The sequence below is a fragment of the Streptomyces sp. NPDC054866 genome (genome assembly GCF_053610745.1).
The window spans coordinates 749,645-772,043 of record NZ_JBSGZA010000004.1 but is presented as its reverse complement, the minus strand read 5'-3'; the positions used below and the strand labels follow the sequence as shown (position 1 = coordinate 772,043).

General features: G+C 70.0%; 19 protein-coding genes. 11 read left to right on the top strand and 8 right to left on the bottom strand.

Annotation, left to right across the window (positions count from 1 at the left end; translation table 11 throughout):
- The first annotated feature begins 3 nt into the window (after positions 1–3).
- The 7 genes from rhaI to ACWGI2_RS24130 all read left to right on the top strand — a co-directional run bounded on the left by rhaI (position 4) and on the right by ACWGI2_RS24130 (position 9,617).
- Positions 4–1,173, top strand: coding sequence for an L-rhamnose isomerase (gene rhaI / locus ACWGI2_RS24160; RefSeq protein ID WP_453697530.1), 1,170 nt, complete (start codon positions 4–6; stop codon positions 1,171–1,173).
- Positions 1,174–1,178: 5 nt separating this feature from the next.
- Complete coding sequence (locus ACWGI2_RS24155; protein ID WP_453697732.1) at positions 1,179–3,254, top strand: bifunctional aldolase/short-chain dehydrogenase; 2,076 nt, start codon at positions 1,179–1,181, stop codon at positions 3,252–3,254.
- Positions 3,255–3,915: 661 nt separating this feature from the next.
- Positions 3,916–5,427: a rhamnulokinase gene (locus tag ACWGI2_RS24150; protein WP_453697528.1), complete on the top strand. Its 1,512-nt coding sequence runs from the start codon at positions 3,916–3,918 to the stop codon at positions 5,425–5,427.
- 81 nt (positions 5,428–5,508) lie between these two features.
- Positions 5,509–6,270 (top strand): (Fe-S)-binding protein, encoded by a 762-nt coding sequence (locus tag ACWGI2_RS24145; protein WP_453697526.1) that lies wholly within the window; start codon positions 5,509–5,511, stop codon positions 6,268–6,270.
- On the top strand, positions 6,267–7,781 hold the full coding sequence (locus ACWGI2_RS24140; protein WP_453697524.1) for a LutB/LldF family L-lactate oxidation iron-sulfur protein: 1,515 nt from the start codon (positions 6,267–6,269) through the stop codon (positions 7,779–7,781). The genes ACWGI2_RS24145 and ACWGI2_RS24140 overlap by 4 nt, the downstream gene beginning before the upstream one ends.
- Complete coding sequence (locus tag ACWGI2_RS24135) at positions 7,778–8,449, top strand: LutC/YkgG family protein (protein WP_453697522.1); 672 nt, start codon at positions 7,778–7,780, stop codon at positions 8,447–8,449. The genes ACWGI2_RS24140 and ACWGI2_RS24135 overlap by 4 nt, the downstream gene beginning before the upstream one ends.
- A 4-nt stretch (positions 8,450–8,453) precedes the next feature.
- Positions 8,454–9,617, top strand: coding sequence for an ABC transporter ATP-binding protein (locus ACWGI2_RS24130; RefSeq protein WP_453697520.1), 1,164 nt, complete (start codon positions 8,454–8,456; stop codon positions 9,615–9,617).
- A gap of 25 nt (positions 9,618–9,642) precedes the next feature.
- Here ACWGI2_RS24130 and ACWGI2_RS24125 read toward each other — a convergent pair whose 3' ends face one another.
- From ACWGI2_RS24125 to ACWGI2_RS24115, 3 genes are read right to left on the bottom strand one after another with little or no spacing between them, the layout of a single operon-like run.
- Positions 9,643–10,593, bottom strand: a complete 951-nt coding sequence (locus ACWGI2_RS24125; protein WP_453697519.1) for an ABC transporter substrate-binding protein — start codon at positions 10,591–10,593, stop codon at positions 9,643–9,645.
- Entirely contained in the window at positions 10,590–11,270 is a 681-nt protein-coding gene (locus tag ACWGI2_RS24120) for an ABC transporter permease (RefSeq protein ID WP_160503067.1), read from the bottom strand. The genes ACWGI2_RS24125 and ACWGI2_RS24120 overlap by 4 nt, the downstream gene beginning before the upstream one ends.
- The gene (locus ACWGI2_RS24115; RefSeq protein WP_453396371.1) at positions 11,267–11,947 is read right to left on the bottom strand and encodes an ABC transporter permease; all 681 of its coding nucleotides are present in this window, start codon (positions 11,945–11,947) and stop codon (positions 11,267–11,269) included. Before ACWGI2_RS24115 ends, ACWGI2_RS24120 begins: the two co-directional genes overlap by 4 nt.
- 181 nt (positions 11,948–12,128) lie before the next feature.
- Here ACWGI2_RS24115 and ACWGI2_RS24110 point away from each other — a divergent pair, with 181 nt between their 5' ends.
- Complete coding sequence (locus tag ACWGI2_RS24110) at positions 12,129–12,575, top strand: SPW repeat protein (RefSeq protein ID WP_453396370.1); 447 nt, start codon at positions 12,129–12,131, stop codon at positions 12,573–12,575.
- 79 nt (positions 12,576–12,654) lie between these two features.
- On the opposite strand, the gene ACWGI2_RS24105 is transcribed toward ACWGI2_RS24110, so the two are convergent.
- From ACWGI2_RS24105 to ACWGI2_RS24090, 4 genes are read right to left on the bottom strand one after another with little or no spacing between them, the layout of a single operon-like run.
- Positions 12,655–14,019: a GH1 family beta-glucosidase gene (locus ACWGI2_RS24105; protein WP_453697730.1), complete on the bottom strand. Its 1,365-nt coding sequence runs from the start codon at positions 14,017–14,019 to the stop codon at positions 12,655–12,657.
- Positions 14,020–14,075: 56 nt separating this feature from the next.
- Positions 14,076–14,957, bottom strand: coding sequence for a carbohydrate ABC transporter permease (locus ACWGI2_RS24100; protein WP_453697728.1), 882 nt, complete (start codon positions 14,955–14,957; stop codon positions 14,076–14,078).
- A gap of 22 nt (positions 14,958–14,979) precedes the next feature.
- Complete coding sequence (locus ACWGI2_RS24095; RefSeq protein WP_453697518.1) at positions 14,980–15,933, bottom strand: carbohydrate ABC transporter permease; 954 nt, start codon at positions 15,931–15,933, stop codon at positions 14,980–14,982.
- Between the two features lie 59 nt (positions 15,934–15,992).
- The gene (locus ACWGI2_RS24090; protein WP_453697516.1) at positions 15,993–17,312 is read right to left on the bottom strand and encodes an ABC transporter substrate-binding protein; all 1,320 of its coding nucleotides are present in this window, start codon (positions 17,310–17,312) and stop codon (positions 15,993–15,995) included.
- 192 nt (positions 17,313–17,504) lie between these two features.
- Here ACWGI2_RS24090 and ACWGI2_RS24085 point away from each other — a divergent pair, with 192 nt between their 5' ends.
- On the top strand, positions 17,505–18,809 hold the full coding sequence (locus ACWGI2_RS24085; protein ID WP_453697515.1) for an ROK family protein: 1,305 nt from the start codon (positions 17,505–17,507) through the stop codon (positions 18,807–18,809).
- On the opposite strand, the gene ACWGI2_RS24080 is transcribed toward ACWGI2_RS24085, so the two are convergent.
- Positions 18,806–19,726, bottom strand: a complete 921-nt coding sequence (locus ACWGI2_RS24080) for a helix-turn-helix transcriptional regulator (protein WP_453396366.1) — start codon at positions 19,724–19,726, stop codon at positions 18,806–18,808. The two genes, ACWGI2_RS24085 and ACWGI2_RS24080, sit on opposite strands and share 4 nt — an antisense overlap.
- Positions 19,727–19,923: 197 nt before the next feature.
- On the opposite strand from ACWGI2_RS24080, the gene ACWGI2_RS24075 reads away from it, so the two are divergent.
- Both ACWGI2_RS24075 and ACWGI2_RS24070 read left to right on the top strand, forming a co-directional pair.
- Positions 19,924–20,847, top strand: coding sequence for an MBL fold metallo-hydrolase (locus tag ACWGI2_RS24075; RefSeq protein WP_453396365.1), 924 nt, complete (start codon positions 19,924–19,926; stop codon positions 20,845–20,847).
- On the top strand, positions 20,844–22,361 hold the full coding sequence (locus tag ACWGI2_RS24070) for a carboxylesterase/lipase family protein (RefSeq protein WP_453396364.1): 1,518 nt from the start codon (positions 20,844–20,846) through the stop codon (positions 22,359–22,361). Before ACWGI2_RS24075 ends, ACWGI2_RS24070 begins: the two co-directional genes overlap by 4 nt.
- Positions 22,362–22,399 lie beyond the last annotated feature (38 nt).

Below are 22,399 nucleotides of genomic sequence, written 5' to 3'. Positions count from 1 at the left end.
GCGATGACCGCCGGAACCAGCAAGGACGCCGTGAAAGCGGCACTCAGTACCCAGGCCCTGGAGACCCCGTCCTGGGCGTACGGCAACTCCGGTACGCGCTTCAAGGTCTTCGCGCAGCCAGGTGTCCCACGCACGACCCGGGAGAAGCTGGACGACGCCGCGCGGGTGCACGCCCACACGGGCGTGGCGCCCAAGGTGGCGCTGCACATCCCCTGGGACAAGGTCGACGACTACGCGGCGCTCGCGGAGTACGCCGCCGAGCGCGGCGTGACGCTCGGCGCGATCAACGCGAACGTCTTCCAGGACGACGACTACAAACTCGGTTCGGTCACCAACCCGGACCCGACGGTCCGGCGCAAGGCGCTCGACCACCTCCTGGAGTGCGTGGACATCATGGACGCGACGGGTTCACGCGACCTGAAGCTGTGGTTCTCCGACGGCACCAACTACCCCGGCCAGGACGACATCCGCAGCCGCCAGGACCGCCTTTCGGAGGCTTTGCGGACGACGTACGACCGTCTCGGCGACGACCAGCGCATGCTCATCGAGTACAAACTCTTCGAGCCCGCCTTCTACGCGACGGACATCCCGGACTGGGGCACGGCCTACGCGCACTGCCTGAAGCTCGGGCCGAAGGCGCAGGTCGTCGTCGACACCGGCCACCACGCGCCCGGCACCAATATCGAGTTCATCGTCGCGACGCTCCTGCGCGAGGGGCGTCTGGGCGGCTTCGACTTCAACTCGCGCTTCTACGCGGACGACGACCTGATGGCGGGCGCCGCGGACCCCTTCCAGCTCTTCCGGATCATGTACGAGGTCGTCCGGGGCGGCGGCCTGGACTCGGACATCGCGTTCATGCTCGACCAGTGCCACAACATCGAGGCGAAGATCCCCGCGATCATCCGCTCGGTGATGAACGTGCAGGAGGCCACGGCGAAGGCGCTCCTCGTCGACGCGGAAGCACTGGCCGAGGCTCAGCGGACCGGTGACGTGCTGGCCGCCAACGCGGCCTTGATGGACGCGTTCAACACGGACGTCCGTCCCCTACTGGCAGAAGTCAGGGAGGAGTCGGGGCTCGACCCTGATCCCATGAGGGCTTATCAGGAGTCAGGCTGGCAGGAGCAGATCGTCAAGGACCGCGTGGGCGGCGAGCAGGCCGGATGGGGGGCATGAGCGACATGACACAGCACACGCAGCAGGCAGAGCACGGGCAGAACGCGCAGCACGCCCGCGTCAAGGAACTCCTCGACCGCGCCCACCGCTTGGGCGCGGACCCGCGCAACACCAATTACGCGGGCGGCAACGCGTCGGCGAAGGGCACGGCCCCCGACCCGGTCACGGGCGCGGACACGGACCTGATGTGGGTCAAGGGCTCGGGCGGCGACCTGGGCACCCTCACCGAGGACGGCCTGGCGGTCCTTCGCCTGGACCGCCTCCACGCGCTCAAGGAGGTGTACGGGGGCGTGGACCGCGAGGACGAGATGGTCGCCGCCTTCGACTACTGCCTGCACGGCAAGGGCGGCGCGGCGCCTTCCATCGACACGGCCATGCACGCCCTGGTGGACGCGCCCCACGTGGACCACCTCCACCCGGACTCGGGCATCGCCCTGGCCTGCGCGGCGGACGGCGAGAAGCTGACGGCGGAGTGCTTCGGCTCCACGGTGGCCTGGGTGCCCTGGCGCCGCCCCGGATTCCAACTGGGCCTGGACATCGCCGCGGTGAAGTCCGCCAACCCCGACGCCATCGGCTGTGTCCTGGGCGGTCACGGCATCACGGCCTGGGGCGCCACGGCGGAAGAGTGCGAGCGCAACTCGCTGCACATCATCCGCACGGCGGAGGCGTTCCTCTCCGCACACGGAAAGCCCGCCCCGTTCGGCGCGGCCCTGGAGGGGTACGCCCCGCTCCCCACCGCTGAACGCCACCAGCGTGCGGCCGAACTGGCCCCGCACATCCGCTCGCTGGCCTCGCAGGACCGCCCCCAGATCGGTCACTTCACCGACACGGACACCGTCCTCGACTTCCTGACCAGCACGGAGCACCCGCGCCTTGCGGCCCTGGGCACGTCCTGCCCCGACCACTTCCTCCGTACGAAGATCAGGCCCCTGGTCCTGGACCTGCCCCCCACCGCGCCACTCCAGGAGACCATCACCCGCCTCAAGGAACTCCACACCGCATACCGAGAGGAGTACGCGGCGTACTACACCCGCCACGCCGACCCGACCTCCCCGGCGATGCGCGGCGCGGACCCGGCCATCGTCCTCGTTCCGGGCGTAGGGATGTTCTCCTTCGGCAAGGACAAACAGACGGCACGCGTGGCGGGCGAGTTCTATGTGAACGCCATCAACGTCATGCGCGGCGCCGAAGCGGTCTCCACCTACGCGCCCATCGACGAGTCGGAGAAGTTCCGCATCGAGTACTGGCCGCTGGAGGAGGCCAAGCTCCAGCGCATGCCCAAGCCCAAACCCCTGGCCACCCGCGTCGCCCTTGTGACCGGCGCGGGCAGCGGCATCGGCAAGGCGATAGCGCACCGCCTAGTGGCGGAGGGCGCGTGCGTCGCGGTGGCGGACCTCAACGCGGAGAACGCCGCGGCCGTGGCGGAGGAGCTCGGTGGTCCCGACAAGGCGGTCGCCATCCCCATGGACGTCACATCAGAGGAGCAGATCACGGGGGCGTTCGCCACGGCTGCGCTGGCCTTCGGCGGAGTCGACCTGGTGGTGAACAACGCGGGCATCTCCATCTCCAAGCCCCTGCTCGACACCACGGCCCGCGACTGGGACCTCCAGCACGACATCATGGCCCGCGGCTCGTTCCTCGTCTCCCGCGAGGCGGCCCGCATCATGCGGGACCAGGCGCTGGGCGGCGACATCATCTACATCACGTCCAAGAACGCGGTGTTCGCGGGCCCGAACAACATCGCGTACTCCGCGACGAAGGCGGACCAGGCCCACCAAGTCCGCCTACTGGCAGCGGAATTGGGAGAGCACGGCATCCGGGTGAACGGCATCAACCCGGACGGCGTGGTCCGCGGATCGGGAATCTTCGCGGGCGGCTGGGGCGCGCAGCGCGCGGCGACGTACGGGATCGAGGAGGAGAACCTGGGCGCGTTCTACGCCCAGCGGACCCTCCTCAAGCGCGAGGTGCTCCCCGAGCACGTGGCCAACGCGGTCTTCGCCCTGACAGCAGGCGACCTGACCCACACGACGGGCCTGCACATACCGGTGGACGCGGGCGTCGCAGCGGCGTTCCTCAGGTAACCCAATCCCCCGCCGGGCCCCGTCCGGAGGGCACCTGGAACTGAGAGACGGGCGCTTCCCCAGACCCGCAGCCGCGCGTACGGCCGGAGGTCCGGGGGACATGCGGGCATGCCCACCCGAAGCACGAGACACAGGCCCCCAGGCCTCAGGCGACCACGGCGTGCCGGTATGCCACGGCGCGCAGGCCTCCGGCAGGTTCCAAACGACCGAGAGACAGACGGCCCACCCACAACCGCACGATCGACCGGAGGCGACACGCGGGCATCTCTTCCGGAGCGCGAGACACAGGACACCAGGAGCCCCAGCAGGTCCCAGGCAACCAAGAGACAGACAGCCGCCCCACCACCCCACAACCACCCATACGACCCGGAGGGGGACGCGCCGACTTACCCGCCCGCAGCACAGCACGCAGAACCTCAAGGCCCCCGCAGGTTCCAGGCCGCCAAGAGGCAGGCAGCCCCACCGGCCCGCAGCCGCGCGTACGGCCGGAGGGGACGTGTCGGTATGTCTGCCCGGAGCACGGTGCGTGGCGTTGCGGTGGCGCAGTAGCCCTGCGTGCAAGCCGAGTTGGCGAGGACGGACATACCGGCGCGGCCCCGCCCCGAAGAGCACCACGCCACCACGGACGACCCGCACTCGACCTTCAACCCTGCGAGCCACCATGCCCATCGCCACCCCCAGCCCCCGCCCACACCCCCGCTCCTCAGAACACCGCTTCGCCGCCATCGACCTGGGCGCCTCCAGCGGCCGCGTCATGGTGGCGAAGGCCGGCCCCGACACCCTCACCCTCCACGAGGCGCACCGCTTCCCCAACCACCCCGTCCGCACCTCCGGCACCCTGCAATGGGACATCCTCTCCCTCTACAACGGAATCCTGGATGGCCTCCGCGCCGCAGGCTCTGCCGGCCCCCTCACCTCCGTCGGCATCGACGGCTGGGCAGTCGACTACGGCCTGCTGGACACGGACGGTGCCCTCCTCGGCAACCCGGTGCACTACCGCGACACCCGCACCGAAGGCATCGCCGCCAAGGCATGGACGACCGTCCCTCCCACCGACCTCTACGCCGCGACAGGCATCCAGTACGCCCCCTTCAACACCCTGTATCAGCTACTCGCCGCCCACGGGTCCGCCCAACTCGCCATCGCCAAGCACCTGTTGCTCATCCCGGATCTGCTGGCCTACTGGCTGACGGGCGAACTCGGCACAGAGCTGACCAACGCCTCCACCACGCAGCTCATGGACCCGGGAACAGGCGACTGGTCGCACGAGGTAGCGACGCGCCTCGGTATCGACCTAGGCCTGTTCCCGCCCCTGCGGCACCCCGGCGATCCAGCGGGCCACCTACTCCCCCAGGTCCTCGACGACACCGGCCTGACCTCGCCCACCCCCGTGACAACGGTCGCCTCGCACGACACCGCCTCAGCCGTCGCCGCTGTCCCCGCCACCACCGACAACTTCGCCTACATCTGCACCGGTACCTGGTCGCTGGCAGGGCTGGAGTTGACCGCTCCCATCCGTACGGAGGAGGGCCGCGAAGCCAACTTCACCAATGAGCTGGGCATAGACGGCACGGTCCGCTACCTGCGCAACATCATGGGCCTCTGGCTGCTCCAGGAGTGCCTGCGCACCTGGCACACAGGTGAAAGCCCGCCCACCCTGGAAGCGCTGCTGATCGAAGCCGCCCACGCCCCCGCCCTCCGCTCCCTCGTCGACGCGGCAGATCCCGCCTTCCTGCCCCCGGGCAACATGCCCCACCGCATCGCCCAAGCCTGCGAGGCCACCGGCCAGCCCGCCCCCGGCACCCCCGCCGAGACGACACGCTGCATCCTCGACTCCCTGGCCCTGGCCCACCGCCGCGCCATCGAGGACGCCCAACGCCTCGCGGACCGAGCCGTGGACGTAGTGCACATAGTCGGCGGCGGCGCCCGCAACGCGCTCCTGTGCCAACTGACCGCGGACGCCTGTGGGCTGCCCGTCGTCGCGGGGCCCGCGGAGGCTGCGGCGCTGGGCAACGTACTCGTCCAGACCAGGGCGCACGGCCTCATAAGCGAAGGCCGCCACGAAATGCGCGCCCTGCTGGCCCGCACCCAGCAGTTGACTCGCTACGAGCCGACCCGCGACCCAGCGACCCGTGCGGCGTGGGAGGAGGCGTCCCGACGCGTCCTCCCATGACGTGCCCGCACCATGACTCCCGCAAAGCGCGCGCAGCGCATACGCTGCATCCATCCGATGATCGACGAGGAGGAACCCGCGATGCGTGTCGCTCTGTTCCTGACCTGTGTCAACGACACGCTGTATCCCGACACAGGCCGAGCAGTGGTGAAACTGCTGACCAGACTGGGAGTTGACGTCGACTTCCCGATGGCGCAGACCTGCTGCGGGCAGGCGCACTACAACACGGGTTACCGCCACCAGGCAGAGCCCCTCGCCCGTCACTTCTCCGATGTATTCGGATCGGAAGACTACGACGCGATCGTGACACCGTCCGGTTCATGCGGCGCGATGGTCCGCGAGCTCTACCCTCGCATGGGAGAACGAGCCCGTGCCGAGGGTCGCGGCGACGGCCTGGCGGCGACGCTGGCGCCCGTCGTTCCCAAGACGTACGAGCTCACCGAGTTCCTGGTGGACGTTCTTGGCGTGACGGACGTCGGGGCGTACTACCCGCACCCGGTGACGTACCACCCGACCTGCCACGGTCTGCGCAGTCTCGGTCTGGGTGACCGGCCCACGCGACTGCTCCAGGCGGTCAAGGGCCTTGAACTGCGGGTGCTCCCCGGCGCTGACGAGTGCTGCGGCTTCGGCGGCACCTTCGCGATGAAGAACTCCGATGTCTCGTCGGCGATGGGCACGGACAAGGTGCGCAACGCCGAGTCGACCGGCGCCGACGCCCTGTGCGCGGCGGACAACTCCTGCCTGATGCACATCGGGGGCACGTTGTCCCGCCTCAGGAGCGGCCTGCGCCCGGTCCACATCGCGGAGATCCTGGCGAGCACGGAAGAGGAGCCCCTGTCATGAGCGGCACGAGCAGCGTGAGCGGCACGAGCGGCACGTTCGTGGGCATGCCCGCCTTCCCCGCCGCGGCCCGCGAGGCCGTGGGCAACAAGACCCTGCGCGCCAATCTCCGCCACGCCACGCACACCATCCGCGACAAACGGGCCCGCGCCGTCGCCGAACTGGACGACTGGGCACAGCTGCGCGAGGCCGGAAAGCGGATCAAGGACCACACGCTCTCCCGACTCGACCACTATCTGGTCCAGTTGGAGGAGTCGGTCACGGCAGCGGGCGGCACCGTGCACTGGGCGGCCGACGCCGACGAGGCCAACCGCATCGTGACCCGCCTCGTCCAGGAGACCGGCGAGTCCGAGGTCGTCAAGGTCAAGTCGATGGCCACGCAGGAGATCGGGCTCAACGAAGCCCTCGAAGAGGCGGGCATCCACGCCTACGAGACCGACCTCGCCGAACTCATCGTCCAGCTGGGCAAGGACCGCCCCTCGCACATCCTCGTGCCCGCCATCCACCGCAACCGCGCCGAGATCCGCGAGATCTTCGCGCGCGAGATGAGCGAGTGGGGCCGCCCCGCCCCGGACAACCTCACCGACACCCCCGCCGAACTCGCCGAGGCCGCCCGTCTCCACCTCCGTGAGAAGTTCCTGCGCGCCAAGGTCGGCGTCTCCGGGGCGAACTTCATGGTCGCCGAGACGGGCACCCTGGTCGTCGTCGAGTCGGAAGGCAACGGCCGCATGTGCCTGACGCTTCCCGAGACGCTGATCTCGGTCGTCGGGATCGAGAAGATCGTGCCCACCTGGCGGGACCTGGAGGTCTTCCTCCAGACGCTCCCCCGCTCCTCGACGGCCGAGCGGATGAACCCGTACACGTCGATGTGGACCGGCACCACCGACGAGGACGGGCCGCGCGACTTCCACCTCGTACTCCTCGACAACGGCCGCAGCGACACGCTCGCCGACGAGGTGGGCCGCCAGGCACTGCGCTGCATCCGCTGCTCGGCCTGCCTCAACGTCTGCCCCGTGTACGAACGGGCCGGCGGCCACGCGTACGGCTCGGTCTACCCCGGCCCCATCGGAGCCATCCTCAGCCCTCAACTCCGCGGCACCCAGAGCGAGATCGACGCCTCACTCCCCTACGCGTCATCGCTCTGCGGCGCCTGCTACGAGGTGTGCCCGGTAGCCATCGACATCCCCGAAGTCCTCGTCCACCTGCGGGAGCGGGTGGTCCAGGGCGGCGAAGTGACACGGCACGGCTCGAAGGTGACCCTGCGGCCGGCGAAGGGGCACGCCGCGGAGCGGGCCGCGATGCGCGCGGCGGGCTGGGCGTTCGGCCGCCCGGCAGCGCTCCGGGCCGGACAGAAGCTGGCGTCCGGCACCCGGCGCGTCCATCCGCGCACGCTTCCCGGGCCAGGGCGGGCGTGGAGCGGGACACGGGATCTGCCGAAGGTACCCGCGGAGCCGTTCCGCGACTGGTGGCGGCGTACGTCCGGCGACCGGGCGGAGAAGGGCGGCGAGAAGTGAGCAGCAGGGAGCAGATCCTGGGCCGCGTCCGGCGAGCACTGGCTGACGTACCCGTAGGCGGGGAGGCAGATGCGCGCGCCACGACCGTCCCCCGCGACTACCTGCGCGAGCACGGCGACCGCACCACCGAGCAGACCGTCGACCTGCTCGCGGAGAACCTCGCCGACTACCGCGCGCTCGTGCACCGCTGCGCGGACGCGGAGCTGCCTGACCTGCTCATGCGGCTGCTCGCTGAACGCGGCGCGCGTACCGTGCTCGTGCCGCCCGGTCTCCCGCCGTACTGGCTCAAGGCCTCCGCCGCGACCCGTGTCGATGACCGTGCCGCGAGCACTCCGCGTGAGCTCGACGCGGTCGACAGCGTCGTCACCGGCTGCGCGGTCGCCGTGGCCGAGACCGGCACGATCGTCCTGGACGGCGGCCCCGACCAGGGCCGCCGACGGATCACGCTCGTCCCCGATCACCACATCTGTGTCGTACGGGTCCCGGGCCAGGTGGTCTCCTCCGTGCCGCAGGCACTCGAACGGCTCGACCCGGCCCGCCCGCTGACCTGGATCTCGGGACCGTCCGCCACCAGCGACATCGAACTGGACCGGGTGGAGGGCGTGCACGGCCCCCGCACCCTGGAGGTGGTGCTGGTGAGCGGAGTCCGAGGGCCGCGGTTAGCGTGAGTGCATGATCCGGTTCGAGCAGGTGAGCAAGCGCTACCCGGACGGCACGATGGCCGTGGACGACCTGTCCTTCGAGGTCGCCCAGGGGGAACTGGTCACGCTCGTCGGGCCTTCCGGGTGCGGCAAGACGACCACGATGATGATGGTGAACCGCCTCATCGAACCGACCGCGGGCCGCATCTTCGTGAACGACGAGAACATCGCGGACGTCGACCCGGTCCTCCTGCGCCGCCGTATCGGCTATGTCATCCAGCAGGTGGGGCTCTTCCCGCACCGGACGATCCTCGACAACACGGCGACCGTCCCCGCGTTGATCGGCTGGAAGAAGGCGAAGGCGCGGGCACGGGCGGCCGAGCTGCTCGACCTGGTGGGCCTCGACCCGAAGACGTACGGATCCCGCTATCCCGAGCAGCTGTCGGGCGGGCAGCGCCAGCGCGTCGGCGTGGCACGTGCCCTGGCCGCCGATCCGCCCGTGCTCCTCATGGACGAGCCGTTCGGGGCGGTCGACCCGGTGGTGCGCGAGCAGTTGCAGGACGAGTTCCTGCGGATGCAGGCGACGGTCCGCAAGACGGTTCTCCTGGTCACGCACGACATCGAGGAGGCGGTCAGGCTCGGTGACCGGATCGCGGTGTACGGGCAGGGGCGCATCGAGCAGTACGACACGCCCGGAGCGGTGCTCGGCACTCCGGCGACGCCGTACGTCGCCGGGTTCGTGGGCGCCGACCGTGGCCTGAAGCGGCTCTCGGTCACCGAGATCCAGCCGGACGACCTGGAGCAGCCGACGGTGGTCAGGCTCGACGAGCCCGCCGCGCACGCCGCGGCCCGGCTGCGCGAGGAGGACGCCCGCTGGGGCGTCGTCCTGGACACGGACGGAGATCTGCACGGCTGGGTCGGCATCGACGAAGTCGCACTTGCCGGAGAGGGTGGCAGGGTCGGCGATCTGGCCCATCGTATGAAGGCGTGGGTCCCGGTGGGCGCCCCGCTCAAGCAGGCGTTCGGTGTGATGCTCCAGCACGACGCGGGCTGGGTCGCGGTCCTCGACGGTGCCCGCTTCCTCGGCGTGCTGACCCCCGCCAAGCTGCACGAGGCGCTGCGCCGCTCGGTGGACGCGGACGCGCAGGGCGTGGCTCGGGACGAGGTGGAGTTCGACTCGGTGGCCGACGCGTAGGCCTCTGCCCCAAAGGCCTCGCCGCCTACAGCAGCCCCTTCTCCTCCAGGTAGGTCCGTGCCACGTCCTGCGGCAGCCGCCGCCAGCTGTCCACCTGTTCGTTCATGGACGCCAGGTCCGCTGTCGTCAGTACGGAGTTGAGGCGGCCGAGTGCTTTCGCGACGCCCTCGCTGCCCGCGCGGGAGCGGTTGACGACCGGGACGATGTAGTCGGCGTTCTGGAGTTTCTTGTCGTCCTTCAGCAGGACGAGGCCGAAGTTGTCGAGCGTGGCGTCCGTCGACGTGGTCAGGACCATCTGGTCCTGACCGCTCTGCACGGCCTTCTTGGCCTGGGTCGTGCCCACGCCCTTGGGGTCGACGGAGGTGATGTCGATGCCGTAGACCTTCTTCAGGCCGGGTTCGCAGTACGGGCGTTGCACGCATTCGTCGCCCGCGGCGAGGCGTACCTTCAGGCCGGATTTTCCGAGGTCGCTCAGGGTCTTGAGGTGGTGCTGCTCGGCGAAGGACGCCGTGACCGCGAAGGCGTTCTGGTCCACGGCCTTGCCAGGGTCGAGGACGGTGAGGCCTCGCGGCGTGGCGAGTCCGCGCAGGGCCTTCATCGTGGCGTCCAGGTCGGGTGAGCCGACCGGCTTCGCGTCCGCGCCGTTCTTCTTGGCGTTCAGCCAGTCCGCGAACGTCGCCGCGTACTCGGGGACGACGTCGATCTGCCCGGACTCCAGGGCGGGTTCGTACAGCTCGCGGTTGGCCACGGAGAGGATCTCCGCCCCGTATCCGGCCTTCTGGAGGAGCAGGGAGTACATCTGGGCGAGCAGGTCGCTCTCGGCGAATCCCGCGGAACCGACGACCAGGTGATGACTGTCGCCGGGCGGGGCGGTCACCTCGCCCTGGGTCTCCAGGGACGGGCCCGAGGAACAGCCGGGCAGGAGCAGCGCCATCCCCGCCGCGGCCGCGGCAACCCGTACCCCGCGCCGCCTCATCCCGTCCGCCCTCTCCCCCGCGCCCCGCCGGGAGCGAGCCGTTCGCCGATCTCGAAGAGCCCCTCGACGATCAGGGCGAACACGGCGACCAGCACGGCGCCCGCCACCACCTGCGGGGTGCTCGCGAGGTTGAAGCCGGCCGTGATGATCCGGCCGAGACCCCCGCCGCCGGCGAGTGCCGCGATCGTGGCGGTGGCCACGAGCTGCACGGCGGCGATCCGCACCCCGCTGAGGACCAGCGGCATCGCGAGCGGCAGTTCGACCCGCCACAGCATCTGCCGTCCCGTCATTCCCATGCCGCGTGCGGCCTGTACGACGCTGCGGTCGACACCGCGCATCCCGACGTACGCGTTGGTGAGCAGCGGCGGCACGGCGAACAGGACGAGCGCGACGACGGTCGGGCCCTCGCTCCACCGTCCGATGGGGGTGAGGAGCAGCAGGACGAGGACCGCGAAGGTCGGTACCGCGCGGCCGACGTTGGAGATGTTGACCGCGAGGGCGCCGCCCTTGCCGAGGTGGCCGAGGACGAGCGCGACCGGCAGCGCGATCAGACAGCTCAGGATCAGGCAGACCACGGTGAGGACGAGGTGCTGGGTGAGCCGGTGCCAGATGCCGTCGTCGCCCGCCCAGTGCGCCGAGTCGGTGAGCCACTGCCAGGCGTCGCTGATGGTGTTCATGAGCGGGCCGCCCTCGTCCACGGAGTGAGGATCCGCTGCACGCCGAGGAGCAGCAGATCGGCCAGTACGGCGATGACGACGCACAGCACGGAGGCGGTCAGGACCTGCGCCTTGAAGTAGGTGTTCATGCCCGTGTAGATCAGGTTGCCGAGCCCGCCGAAGCCGACGATCGCGCCGACCGTCACGAGGGAGACCGCGGAGACGGTGGCGATGCGCAGGCCGGCCATGGCGGCGGGCAGCGCGAGCGGCAGTTCGACGGTCAGCAGGAGCCGGATCGGTCCGTAGCCCATGCCGCGGGCGGCCTGCCGGGTGTCCTCGGGGACGGCGCGCAGTCCGGCCAGGATGTTGCGGACGAGCAGCGTCAGGGAGTACAGGACGAGTCCCGCGACGACGAGGGACGCGGAGAGGCCGTACACGGGGAGCAGCAGCGAGAACATCGCGAGCGAGGGGATCGTGTAGAGGATCGTGGTCAGCGCAAGGACGGGCCCTGCCGCGAGGGCCCAGCGGCGGGCGGCGACGGCCAGCGGTACGGCGATGACGAGCGCGATGAGGATGGAGACGGCGGTCAGCTCCAGATGCTGGAGGACCGCGTCGACGATGATCTGGCGGCGGGTGCTCAGATACTCACCGCAGATCCACTCGTTGCGCGCTAGGCAGTCGTCCGGGGGCGCGGTCACGTGTTCATTCCAGCGGCCGGGGCGTGGGACGGCGCGTTCTGGTCCCCCGTACGGGCGGTGACCGCAAGGTCGCGGATCGGCCACAACTACGCATAAAGAAAAAATAAGAGCAGAATGGATATGTGCGACAACCCGCCGCGCGAGGTCATCAGGCCTGCACCAAGCAGAGGAGACGAGTCTCATGGCCGACGTCTCACACAGGGGAGACATAGCCGCTCACCCTGACGTATCCGAAATGCGGGATCGATACGCCCGCGTACTCGGTGGAAAAGATGTGGCGCTCGTGGACGGACCTGTGTTCCTCACGGGTCTCTTCTGTGCCATCTCCCCGTGGGTGGTCCACTTCACCACCAGCCAGCCAGTCCTCACGACGCACAACCTCATCATGGGCATCGCGATCGGCCTGCTGGGCCTCGGATTCACTGTCGCGCCTGCCAGGATGTACGGCCTGAGCTGGGCCATGTGCGCCATGGGTGTATGGATGATCGTGTCGCCGTGGGTCGTCGGCACGAGCCCCGACGCGGGCGTCATCCTCACCAACATCATCATCGGCGGCCTCACCCTCCTGTTGGGCCTCGTGTGCATCGGCGCGGCGGCGAAGGAGGGCCGCAGGGCGAACACGACCTGACGCGGGAAGGCGGAGCCACAAGCGCGGCGGCCCCCGGACCGGCGGAGAGCCGGGAGCCGCCGTCGGTCGTGCGAACGCGTCAGGCGGCGCGGCTCGCTCGCCCCTGGTGGCCGCGGATGATGTCGGCGTAGCGCAGACCGCTGCCCTTGACGGTGCGGCGCTGCGTCTCGTAGTCGACGTACACGAGGCCGAATCGCTTGTCGTAGCCGTAGGCCCACTCGAAGTTGTCGAGCAGCGACCACGCGTAGTACCCGGCCAGGGGCGCTCCCTTGCGGGCGGCGCTCGCGCAGGAGGCGAGATGGCGGACCAGGTAGTCGGTGCGCTCCGGATCGTCGACGGTTCCGTCGGGGCGTACGACGTCGGGGTAGGACGAGCCGTTCTCGGTGACGTACAGCTTGCGCGCGCCGTACTCGTTCGTCAGGCGCAGCAGGAGCGTCTCGATGCCGTTCGCGTCGATCTCCCAGTCCATGCCGGTGCGCGGCACTGACTCGCGGCGCACCTGGTGGGCGTGGGGCGCGGGGCCCGCGGGGTCGTCGGAGACGACGGCCGGGAAGTAGTAGTTCAGGCCCAGCCAGTCGAGCGGCTGCGCGATGGTCGCCAAGTCGCGTGCACGCTCCGGGAGTTCGACACCGTAGACCTCTCGCATGTCGGCCGGGAAGCCGCGGCCGTGGACCGGGTCGAGCCACCAGCGGTTGGTGTGGCCGTCCACGCGGCGGGCGGCGGCGACGTCCTCGGGACGGTCGGTGGCGGGCTCGACCGTGGAGAGGTTGTTGACGATGCCGATCCGCGCCCCGGGCGCCGCGGCACGGATGGCCTGGGTGGCGAGGCCGTGCCCGAGCAGCAGGTGGTACGAGGCGCGCACGGCGGCGGTCAGATCGGTCACTCCCGGTGCCATCCGCCCTTCGAGGTGGCCGATCCACGCCGAGCAGAGGGGTTCGTTGAGCGTGGCCCACTGGGTGACGCGGTCACCGAGGCGCTCGGCGGCGACGGACGCGTACGCGGCGAAGTGCTCGGCCGTGTCCCGCTCGGGCCAGCCGCCGCGATCCTGAAGGACCTGCGGCAGGTCCCAGTGGTAGAGAGTCACGGACGGCGTGATGCCCGCGTCGAGGAGAGCGTCGATCAACTGGTCGTAGAAATCAAGGCCCTTGGGGTTGGCCGGTCCGTCGCCGCCGGGCACGACGCGCGGCCAGGCGAGGGACAACCGGTAGGCGTTGGTGCCCAGTTGCCGCATCAGCGCGATGTCCTCGCGCCAGCGGTGGTAGTGGTCGCAGGCCACGTCACCGTGATCGGCGTTGTCGATCTTTCCGGGAGTGTGCGAGAAGGTGTCCCAGATCGAGGGGGAACGGCCGTCTTCGGAGACGGCACCCTCGATCTGGTACGCCGATGTGGCCGTGCCCCACGCGAAGTCGTGCGGAAGAGCGGCAAGGTCGATGAGCTCGGACACAGACGACACAGACGACACGGACGTCCTCTCAGACGGAGTTGTTGCGAGGGGGTGGGTCACTTGACGGCTCCGGCGGTGAGGCCGGCGACCAGATAGCGCTGGAGCAGGAGGAAACCCGCGACCACGGGGATGCTCACGACCAGCGACGCCGCCATGATCTGGTTCCAGTAGACGTCGTTCTGGGTGGAGTAGCCCTGGAGGCCGATGGCGAGGGTGCGGGTGGCGTCGTTCGTCATGACGGAGGCGAAGAGCACTTCTCCCCAGGCGGTCATGAACGCGTAGACGGCGACCGCGACGATGCCGGGGATCGCGGCAGGGACGACGACCCGGAAGAGCGCGCCGATCGGCCCGCAGCCGTCGACGAGCGCCGCCTCGTCCAGATCGCGCGGCACCGATTCGAAGTACCCGATCAGCATCCAGATCGAGAAGGGCAGCGAGAAGGTCAGGTACGTGAGGATGAGCCCGCCCCGGGAGCCGAACAGGGCGATCCCCGTGGCGTTGCCGATGTTGACGTACATCAGGAACAGCGGAAGGAGGAACAGGATGCCGGGGAACATCTGGGTGGACAGGACCGTCACCGTGAAGACGCGCTTGCCGCGGAACTGGTAGCGGCTGACGGCATAGGCGGCGAAGACGGCGATCACCACCGAGCAGACGGTGGCCGCGCCCGCCACGATCAGCGAGTTCACGAAGTACTTCGCCAGTGGAACGGTGTTCCAGATGTCGATGTACGGGCGGATCGTGAGCCCGCTCGGCATCCAGCGGAACTCGCCCGACACGTCTTCGAGGGGCTTGAGCGAGCTGGACACCATCACGAACACGGGCAGCAGCACGAAGCCCGTGAGCAGCATCAGGAAGATCCGCCGCGACCACAGGAACGAGCGGGGCGCCGCCATCGGCGACCGGGGCTTCGCCGCCCCGCGGGGCCGCGCGGCCATGCGGGCGCCGGACATGCGGGCGCTAGACATGAGCGGACTTCCTCTCCTGCGAAGTGATCCACAGATAGACGCCCGTCACCGCGAGCAGGAACAGCAGAAGCAGGACGGACATGGCGGAGCCGGTGCCGAAGTTCCAGGTGACGAACGACGACTGGTAAATGTGGATCGAGACCAGGTCCGCCGCCTCGGGCGCCGACCTGCCGAACAGGACGTACGGCGTGTTGAAGTCGTTGAACGTCCACAGGAACAGGACGAGCACGAGGACCTGGTTGACGGAGCGCAGGGACGGCAGGGTGATGCGGCGGATCTGCTGCCACATCCCGGCGCCGTCGAGCGCGGCCGCCTCGTACATCTCCTTCGGGATGTTCTGCAGCCCGGCCATCATGATGAGGAAGGCGAACGGCCAGCCCTTCCACACCGACACGGTGAGCAGCGCGACGAAGCTGTTGTCGCCGATGAGCCAGAACGGCGCGCTGTCGGTGAGGCCCAACTGGTCGTGAAGGACATGGTTGATGAGGCCGTTGTCACGCTGGAACATGAAGCCCCAGGTGATCACCGCGGCGTAGACGGGCAACGCGTACGGGACGAGGAAGAGCGCCCGGAGGAAGCCGCGCCCCTTGAACGTCTCCTGCAGATAGATCGCGGCGGTCGTCCCGATCAGCCAGCAGAGGCCGACCGAGAGCACCGTGAACGCGCAGGTGACGAGGAACGAGTGCAGCAGCGCCTCGCCCACCGGCGCGTCGAAGTCCACCGACACCTTGTAGTTGTCCAGGCCCGACCAGGGCGCGGCGCCCCAGTCGCGGATGAAGAACTGCGTGAGCTCCTTGAAGCTCATCACGATGCCGATGACGATCGGCAGCAGATGGACGAGGATTTCGAGCAGGAGGGCGGGGAGCAGCAGGAGGTACGGGAGGCCGATGCGGCGGAGCCGTCCGGGACGGCGGCGCGGGCCGCGCTCCGTCTCCGGGGCTGTCACGGACGGCTCCTTCGCGCTCTGAACGACGGTCGTGGTCCTGGTGGGCACGGTCGTGTCGCTCACTGCTGGGACATCTGCTGCTGAGCCTTGGCCAGTTCGGCCTTCACGGACGCGGTGGTGACCTCACGGCCGCCCGCGGCGTCTGCGAAGAGGTTCTTCACGGCGGTGCCGACCGCTGTCTCGAACTGCGACTCGTTGGCCACCTGCGGCAGCGGCGCGGCGCTCTTGGCGAGGGTGTCGCGCAGGACCTTCAGCTCGGGACGGTCGAAGGCCGCGTCCTCCTGTGCGGCCTTGACGGGCGGCACGGATCCGTAGGACTCGCAGAGGATCTTCTGTTCCGCGTCGCTGGTCATGAACTTCACGAACTTCAGTGAGCCGTCGATGTTCTTGGTGTTCTTGAAGACGGCCATGTTGATTCCGGCGACCATCGAGTTGGTGGCCTTGCCCTGGCCGGGCGTTCCGGAGTCCACGGGCACGGGCGCCACGCCCCACTCGTCGTCGCTCATGCCCTGCGACTTGAAGGTGGTGGCCGCGGCCTGCCACAGCACCATGGCCGTCTTGTCCTTGGCGAAGTCGCTCAGGGACTGGTTCTGCGCGTACTCCGCGTTGCCCGGGGCGATGATCTTGTCCTTCGCCATCATGTCGACGTACTGCTTCACGGCCGCGACCGCGCCGTCGGAGGTGAAGTCGGCCTTGCCGTCCGCGGTGAAGAAGTCGGCGCCGTGCTGCTTTCCGAGGGCGAAGACCTGGTGGATGTTGTTGGAGAGGTTCGCCCCCTCCGCGCCCAGGGCCCATTTGCCGCCCTTGGAGAGCTTCTTGCCGTCCTCGACCAGCTCGTCCCAGGTGGCGGGCGGCTCGTCTATGCCGGCCTCCTTGAACATCTTTTTGTTGTAGTAGAGGGCGTACGCCATGGAGTACAGCGGCACGGCCGCCGGATCCTTGTCCGGCGCTCCCGCCGAGCCGAGCGCGGACTCCACGAAGCGGTCCTTGCCGCCGATCTTGTCGAAGTTCTTCTCGTCCCAGGGCAGCAGGGCGCCGCTGGCCTGCAGTGACGCGCTCCAGGTGTTGCCGATGTTCAGGACGTCGGGTCCCTGGCCCGAGGTCGTCGCGGTCAGGATCCTGTTGAGCAGCTCCGACCACGGGATGACTTCGAGCTTGACCTTGATCCCCGTCTGCTTCTCGAACTTGGCGAGTTCGGGCTTGAGGATCTTCTTGTCCGCCTCGACGTTGGGGCCTTGGTTCGACGCCCAGTAGGTCAGCGTCTTCGGCGAGTCGTCGGACCCCGCACCGCCCGTCGTCGAACCGCCGCCGCAGGCGGACGCGGTGAGGGCGAGCGAGAGTGTGGCGGCGCCGACGGCGGCGGCTCGGAATCTGCGCATGGCTCCAGGTGTCCCTTCCGGAGGGAGTCATGGGGAGGACGGCTGGCCCAGCGCCGGGTCGAGCAGGCGCCGCGTTCAACTCCTGAATGCCCTCATGACTTAATTTAGGACGTGAGTTAAACCGGCGGGGAAGATACCGTCAAGGGGTCACACAGAACCAACTTCGAGGCAGAGCACGCCGGAAGGAACCACATGGCTGGGCAGCGCAACGGGCGTACGGTGCACGACCTGCGGCGGGAGAACCGCGCCGCCGTACTGCAGCGGCTGTACTTCGAGGGACCGATGAGCCGCTTCATGCTCGGGCCCGCCACCGGGCTGAGTTCAGGTTCCATCAGCAATGTCGTGGCCGAGCTCGTGTCGGAGGGGTGGGTGGAGGAGGCGGGCAGCGTGGAGTCCGACGGCGGGCGCCCGCGTACGCTGCTTCGGGTCGCGCCCGGCCGCGGTCAGCTGATCGGCGTGGACGTCGGCGAGACCCGCGTACGCGTCGAACTCTTCGACCTCTCCTTGTCCGAACTCGCCAGGGCTGAACGGCCTTTGACCCTGAAGGGCCACGACGTCGGCGGCATCGCGGAGCACATCAGGGACGGGATCGGCGAGGTGCTCGACGCCGCGGGTGTCACGGCGGACGGACTCCTCGGCGTCGGGATCGGCGTACCCGGAATCGTCGCGCGCGACGGCAAGTTGGGCGCTGTCGTGCACGGGCAGACCATCGGCTGGAACGCTGTCCCGCTGGAGTCACTGCTGCGCGAGACCGGCCGGGGGACGACTCAACTCCCCTCCTCCGTACCGTACTTCATCGACAACGGCGCCAAGACGCTCGGCCAGGCGGAGATGTGGTTCGGAGCGGGGCGCGGGACGCGGGACGCGGTGGTGGTCCTGTTCGGCTCGGGTGTCGGCGCGTGCGTCGTCACCGAGGACGTGGAGCAGGGCCGCGCCGTCGAGTGGGGACACCTCACCGTGCGGGTGCAGGGCAGACGGTGCCGGTGCGGTTCCCTCGGCTGCCTGGAGGCGTACGCGGGTGCGGAAGCGCTGCTCGAACGGTGGCAGGAGGCGGGCGGGCGCCCGCCCGGGGGCACGGACGAGGAGAGCGCGCTCACCGCGCTGCTCGACGCCGCCTATCCGGAGGGTGGCGGCGCGGCGGATCCGACGGCCCTGGCGGTCCTTGAGGAGACCGCCGAGTACCTGGGCGCGGGGCTCTCCGACCTGATCAACCTCTTCCAGCCGGAGCGGATCCTCGTCGGCGGCTGGGCCGGACTCCAGCTCGGACAGCGCTTCCTGACCGCGGTGAAGCGCCACATCCCCACCTACGCCCTCTCCTACCCGGCGGGGCGCGTCACCATCGAACTCGGCCGCCTCGGACCGGACGCGGTGACGGTCGGCGCCGCGACGCTGCCGCTCGCCGACTTCTTCGCACGCGGCGGGCGGCGCGCCACGCCGGTACGCGAGGCCGAACTGCCGGGCTGGCACGCCGCGTTGGAGGGGCGCCAGCCGTCCTAGGGGCGGTCCGCGTGGAGGTGGGTGCGGCCTTCGAGTCGGTCCGCGTGGAGGTGGGTACGGTCGCCGGCGGTCGCGGCCTGCCCGAGGAGGGTCACCGCCTCTCTCGACGGTGAGCCGGGCTCCGTGACGGCGAGGACCAGGTGCTGGTCCTCCGCCTGCGGAAGGTGGAGGCTCTGCTGGGTGACGGTGAGGGTGCCGACGAGGGGGTGGCGCATCTCGTAGCGGGCGAAGTCGCAGGGGTGCACCCGGTGGCCGGTCCACATGGCGGCGAACTCGGGGCTCTTGACGGTGAGTTCACCGATGAGCGAGGTGAGCAGCGTGTCGTCGGGGTGGCGTCCCGCGACCATCCGCAGATTCTCGACGACGGCCTTGGCCTTCGCCGTCCAGTCGGCGTACAGCGCACGGGTGTGGGGGTCGAGGAAGAGCATCCTGGCGAGGTTGGGTCGCTCGGCCGCCCGCTGGGGGCTGTCGGCGCTCAGGTGCGCCGCGAACAGTGCGTGACCAAGACGGTTCCAGGCGAGCACGTCGGTGCGACGGCCGCTGACCAGCGCCGGAACACTCTCCAGGGTGCTCAGCAGATCGAGCGTGGTGGTCCCCGCCTGCTCGGCCCGCGGTCGGCGGGCCGGGGTCCGCCTCCTGCCTGCGTCGGCGAGGTCGTGCAGATGCCTGCGCTCCGCCTCGTCGAGGCAGAGGGCCCGGGCGACGGCATCCAGGATCTCCGGGGAGGCCCCGACCGACTGGCCCTGCTCCAGCCTCGTGTAGTACGAGGCGCTGACGCCGGCGAGCAGGGCGAGTTCTTCCCTGCGCAGGCCTGCCACGCGCCGCCGGTCTCCGTAGTCCTTCAGGCCGACGTCCGCAGGGCGCAGCTGGGAACGTCGCGCGTACAGGAAGTCGCCGAGCCTGCCTCGTTCGCTCATGTCCCCCAGTCTGCGTCGGCCCTCGCGCGGCAGCCTGACCCTGTCCGGGGTAGGCAGCGGCGGGTCTGGCTGACCTGAGCGGACACGACGACGGTGGTGATCCGAAGCCCGTCCCCCGGCCATGGAGCACCCCGATGGAACAGATGGACCAGGTACAGCGAGTGAACCAATGGGATCGAGCTGATCAAGCGGATCAGGTGGAACAGATCCGGCTCGGAGAGATCACCGTCGCCCGCGTCAAGGAGTACTACGGCCCCGTCGGCATGACGCCCGGCCAATTCCTCCCCACCGCCCCGGAGGGCGCCTGGCGCGACAACGACGCCTGGCACGCGCCCCACTTCCTCGACCCGCGGACGAACATCGTCAACTCCGCGGTCCAGAGCTGGGTCCTGCGCAGCGAAGGGAAGACCATCCTCGTCGACACCGGCGTCGGCAACCACAAGGAGCGCCCGTACTCCCCGGTGTGGAGCCACCTGCGCACCGGTTTCCTGGCCGACCTGGGGCGTGCCGGTGTCGCCCCCGAGGACGTCGACATCGTGATCAACACGCATCTGCACGTCGACCACGTCGGTTGGAACACCCGCCTGGAGGGCAGGGACTGGGTCCCCACCTTCCCGAACGCCACCTATCTGCTGCCCAAGGACGACTACGACTTCTGGAACCCGGAGAACGGTCACAAGCCGCTGCTCGGCCGGGGGAACCAGAACGTCTTCGAGGACAGCGTCGCCCCCGTGCACCGGGCAGGGCAGGCGCATCTGTGGGAAGGAAGCCACCGGATCGACGCCGGTCTCCGCCTCGACGCGGCCCCCGGCCACACCCCGGGATCGAGCGTGCTCACCCTCGTCAGCGGGACGGACCGCGCGGTCTTCGTCGGAGATCTGCTGCACAGTCCCGTCCAGCTCGTCGATCCGGACCACAACAGCTGCTTCTGCGAGGACCCCGTCGGCGCCCGCGCCACGCGCCGTCGCATCCTGGGCTGGGCCGCGGACCACAACGCGCTCGTCGTCCCCGCGCACCTGGGAGGCCACGGCGCCGCCGAGGTCGAGCGCTCGGGCAACGCGTTCACCGTCAAGGGGTGGGCGCCCTTCACGCCGTACGTACGTGCGGAGGCGAAGGCATGACCACCGAGAACCGCACCGTGACCACGGCGCAGGGCGTGGTCGCCGGCGCCCTGCACGCGGGCGCCACCGTCTTCCGCGGCATTCCGTACGCCGCGCCCCCGGCCCTCACCGGACGCTTCGCCGCGCCGCGGCCGCACGCCCCGTGGGAGGGCGTCCGGGACGCGACGGCGGCGGGGCCGACCGCGCCGCAGGCCGAGCGGAACCTCGGTGCCATCGACATGTCGCCCTACTTCGGCCCCGGTTGGGTCCCCGGGGACGACTACCTCACCCTCGACGTCTGGACCCCCGACCGCCCCGTCCGCCGGAGCCAGGGCAAGGACCGCCTCCAGGCCCTGCCGGTCATGGTCTTCGTGCACGGCGGAGGCTTCGTGGCGGGTTCGACCAGGGCGAGCCTGTACGACGGCACCGCCTTCGCGCGAAGCGGCGTCGTACTGGTGACGGTCAACTACCGCCTCGGCATGGCCGGTTTCCTCGACCTGCCCGGAGCGCCGCGCAACCGCGGTCTCCTCGACGTCATCGCCGCCCTGCGCTGGGTACGCGAGAACATCGCCGCGTTCGGAGGCGACCCCGGCCAGGTCACGCTGTTCGGCCAGTCCGCAGGCGCCACCCTCACCGGTGCCGTCATCGCCGCGCCGCAGAGCAAGGGCCTCGTGCGCCGCGCCATCGTGCAGAGCGGCAGCGGCCTGGGCGCCTTCTCGCCCGAACAGGCCGCCCGGGTGACGAAGGCGGCGGCCGCCGCCCTGGGCATCGCACCACGCGCCGACGCCTTCGAGGCCGTCCCCGACGTGCGCCTGGTCGAGGCCACGGCCCGGCTCGGCGGGATCGACCTGCGGACCACGACCGCGTACGACCCGCTGATCGGGCTCAGTCCCTTCAGCGTGGTCGCGGACCGCCAGCCCGCCGACGCCGTCGCGGCCGGGCTCGGCAGCACCGACATCGATCTCCTCATCGGCACCAACGCCGAAGAGGGCAACCTCTATCTCGTCCCCTCCGGTGCCTACGCCACCTCGACGATGCCCGACGTCCGGGCCGCGGCCGAACGCTCCCATCCCGAACCGGACTTGCTCGTCGACACCTACCGCGCGGCGCACCCCGGGGCCACCCCCGGACAGCTGCGCTCCGCCGTCATGGGCGACGCGCTGTTCGGCAGGGGCAGCTGGGCCCTGGCCGATGCTCACGCCGAGCGGTCCTCCGGCGCCACGTACAGCTATCTGTTCGACTGGCGCTCCGGCGCCTTCGACGGGCTGCTCGGCGCCACCCACACGATGGAACTCCCCTTCGTCTTCGGTCTCGACCCGGCCCGACTGCGCGGTCCCGCCGCGCTGTTCGGCCCCGGCAGCCCTCCTGCCGACCTGGCTCCCCGCATGCACGCCGCGTGGATCCGCTTCGCGCGCGCCGGCGATCCCGGCTGGGCCCCGTACGACACCCGCCGCCGGGCCGCGATGGTCATCGGCCACCGCTGGGCGGTGCGTGAGGATCTCCGCGGCGACGTGCGCCGGGCCTGGAGGCGGTGAGGTGAGCGGCGGGCACGGGCGGGTCGGGCGACGGGCCG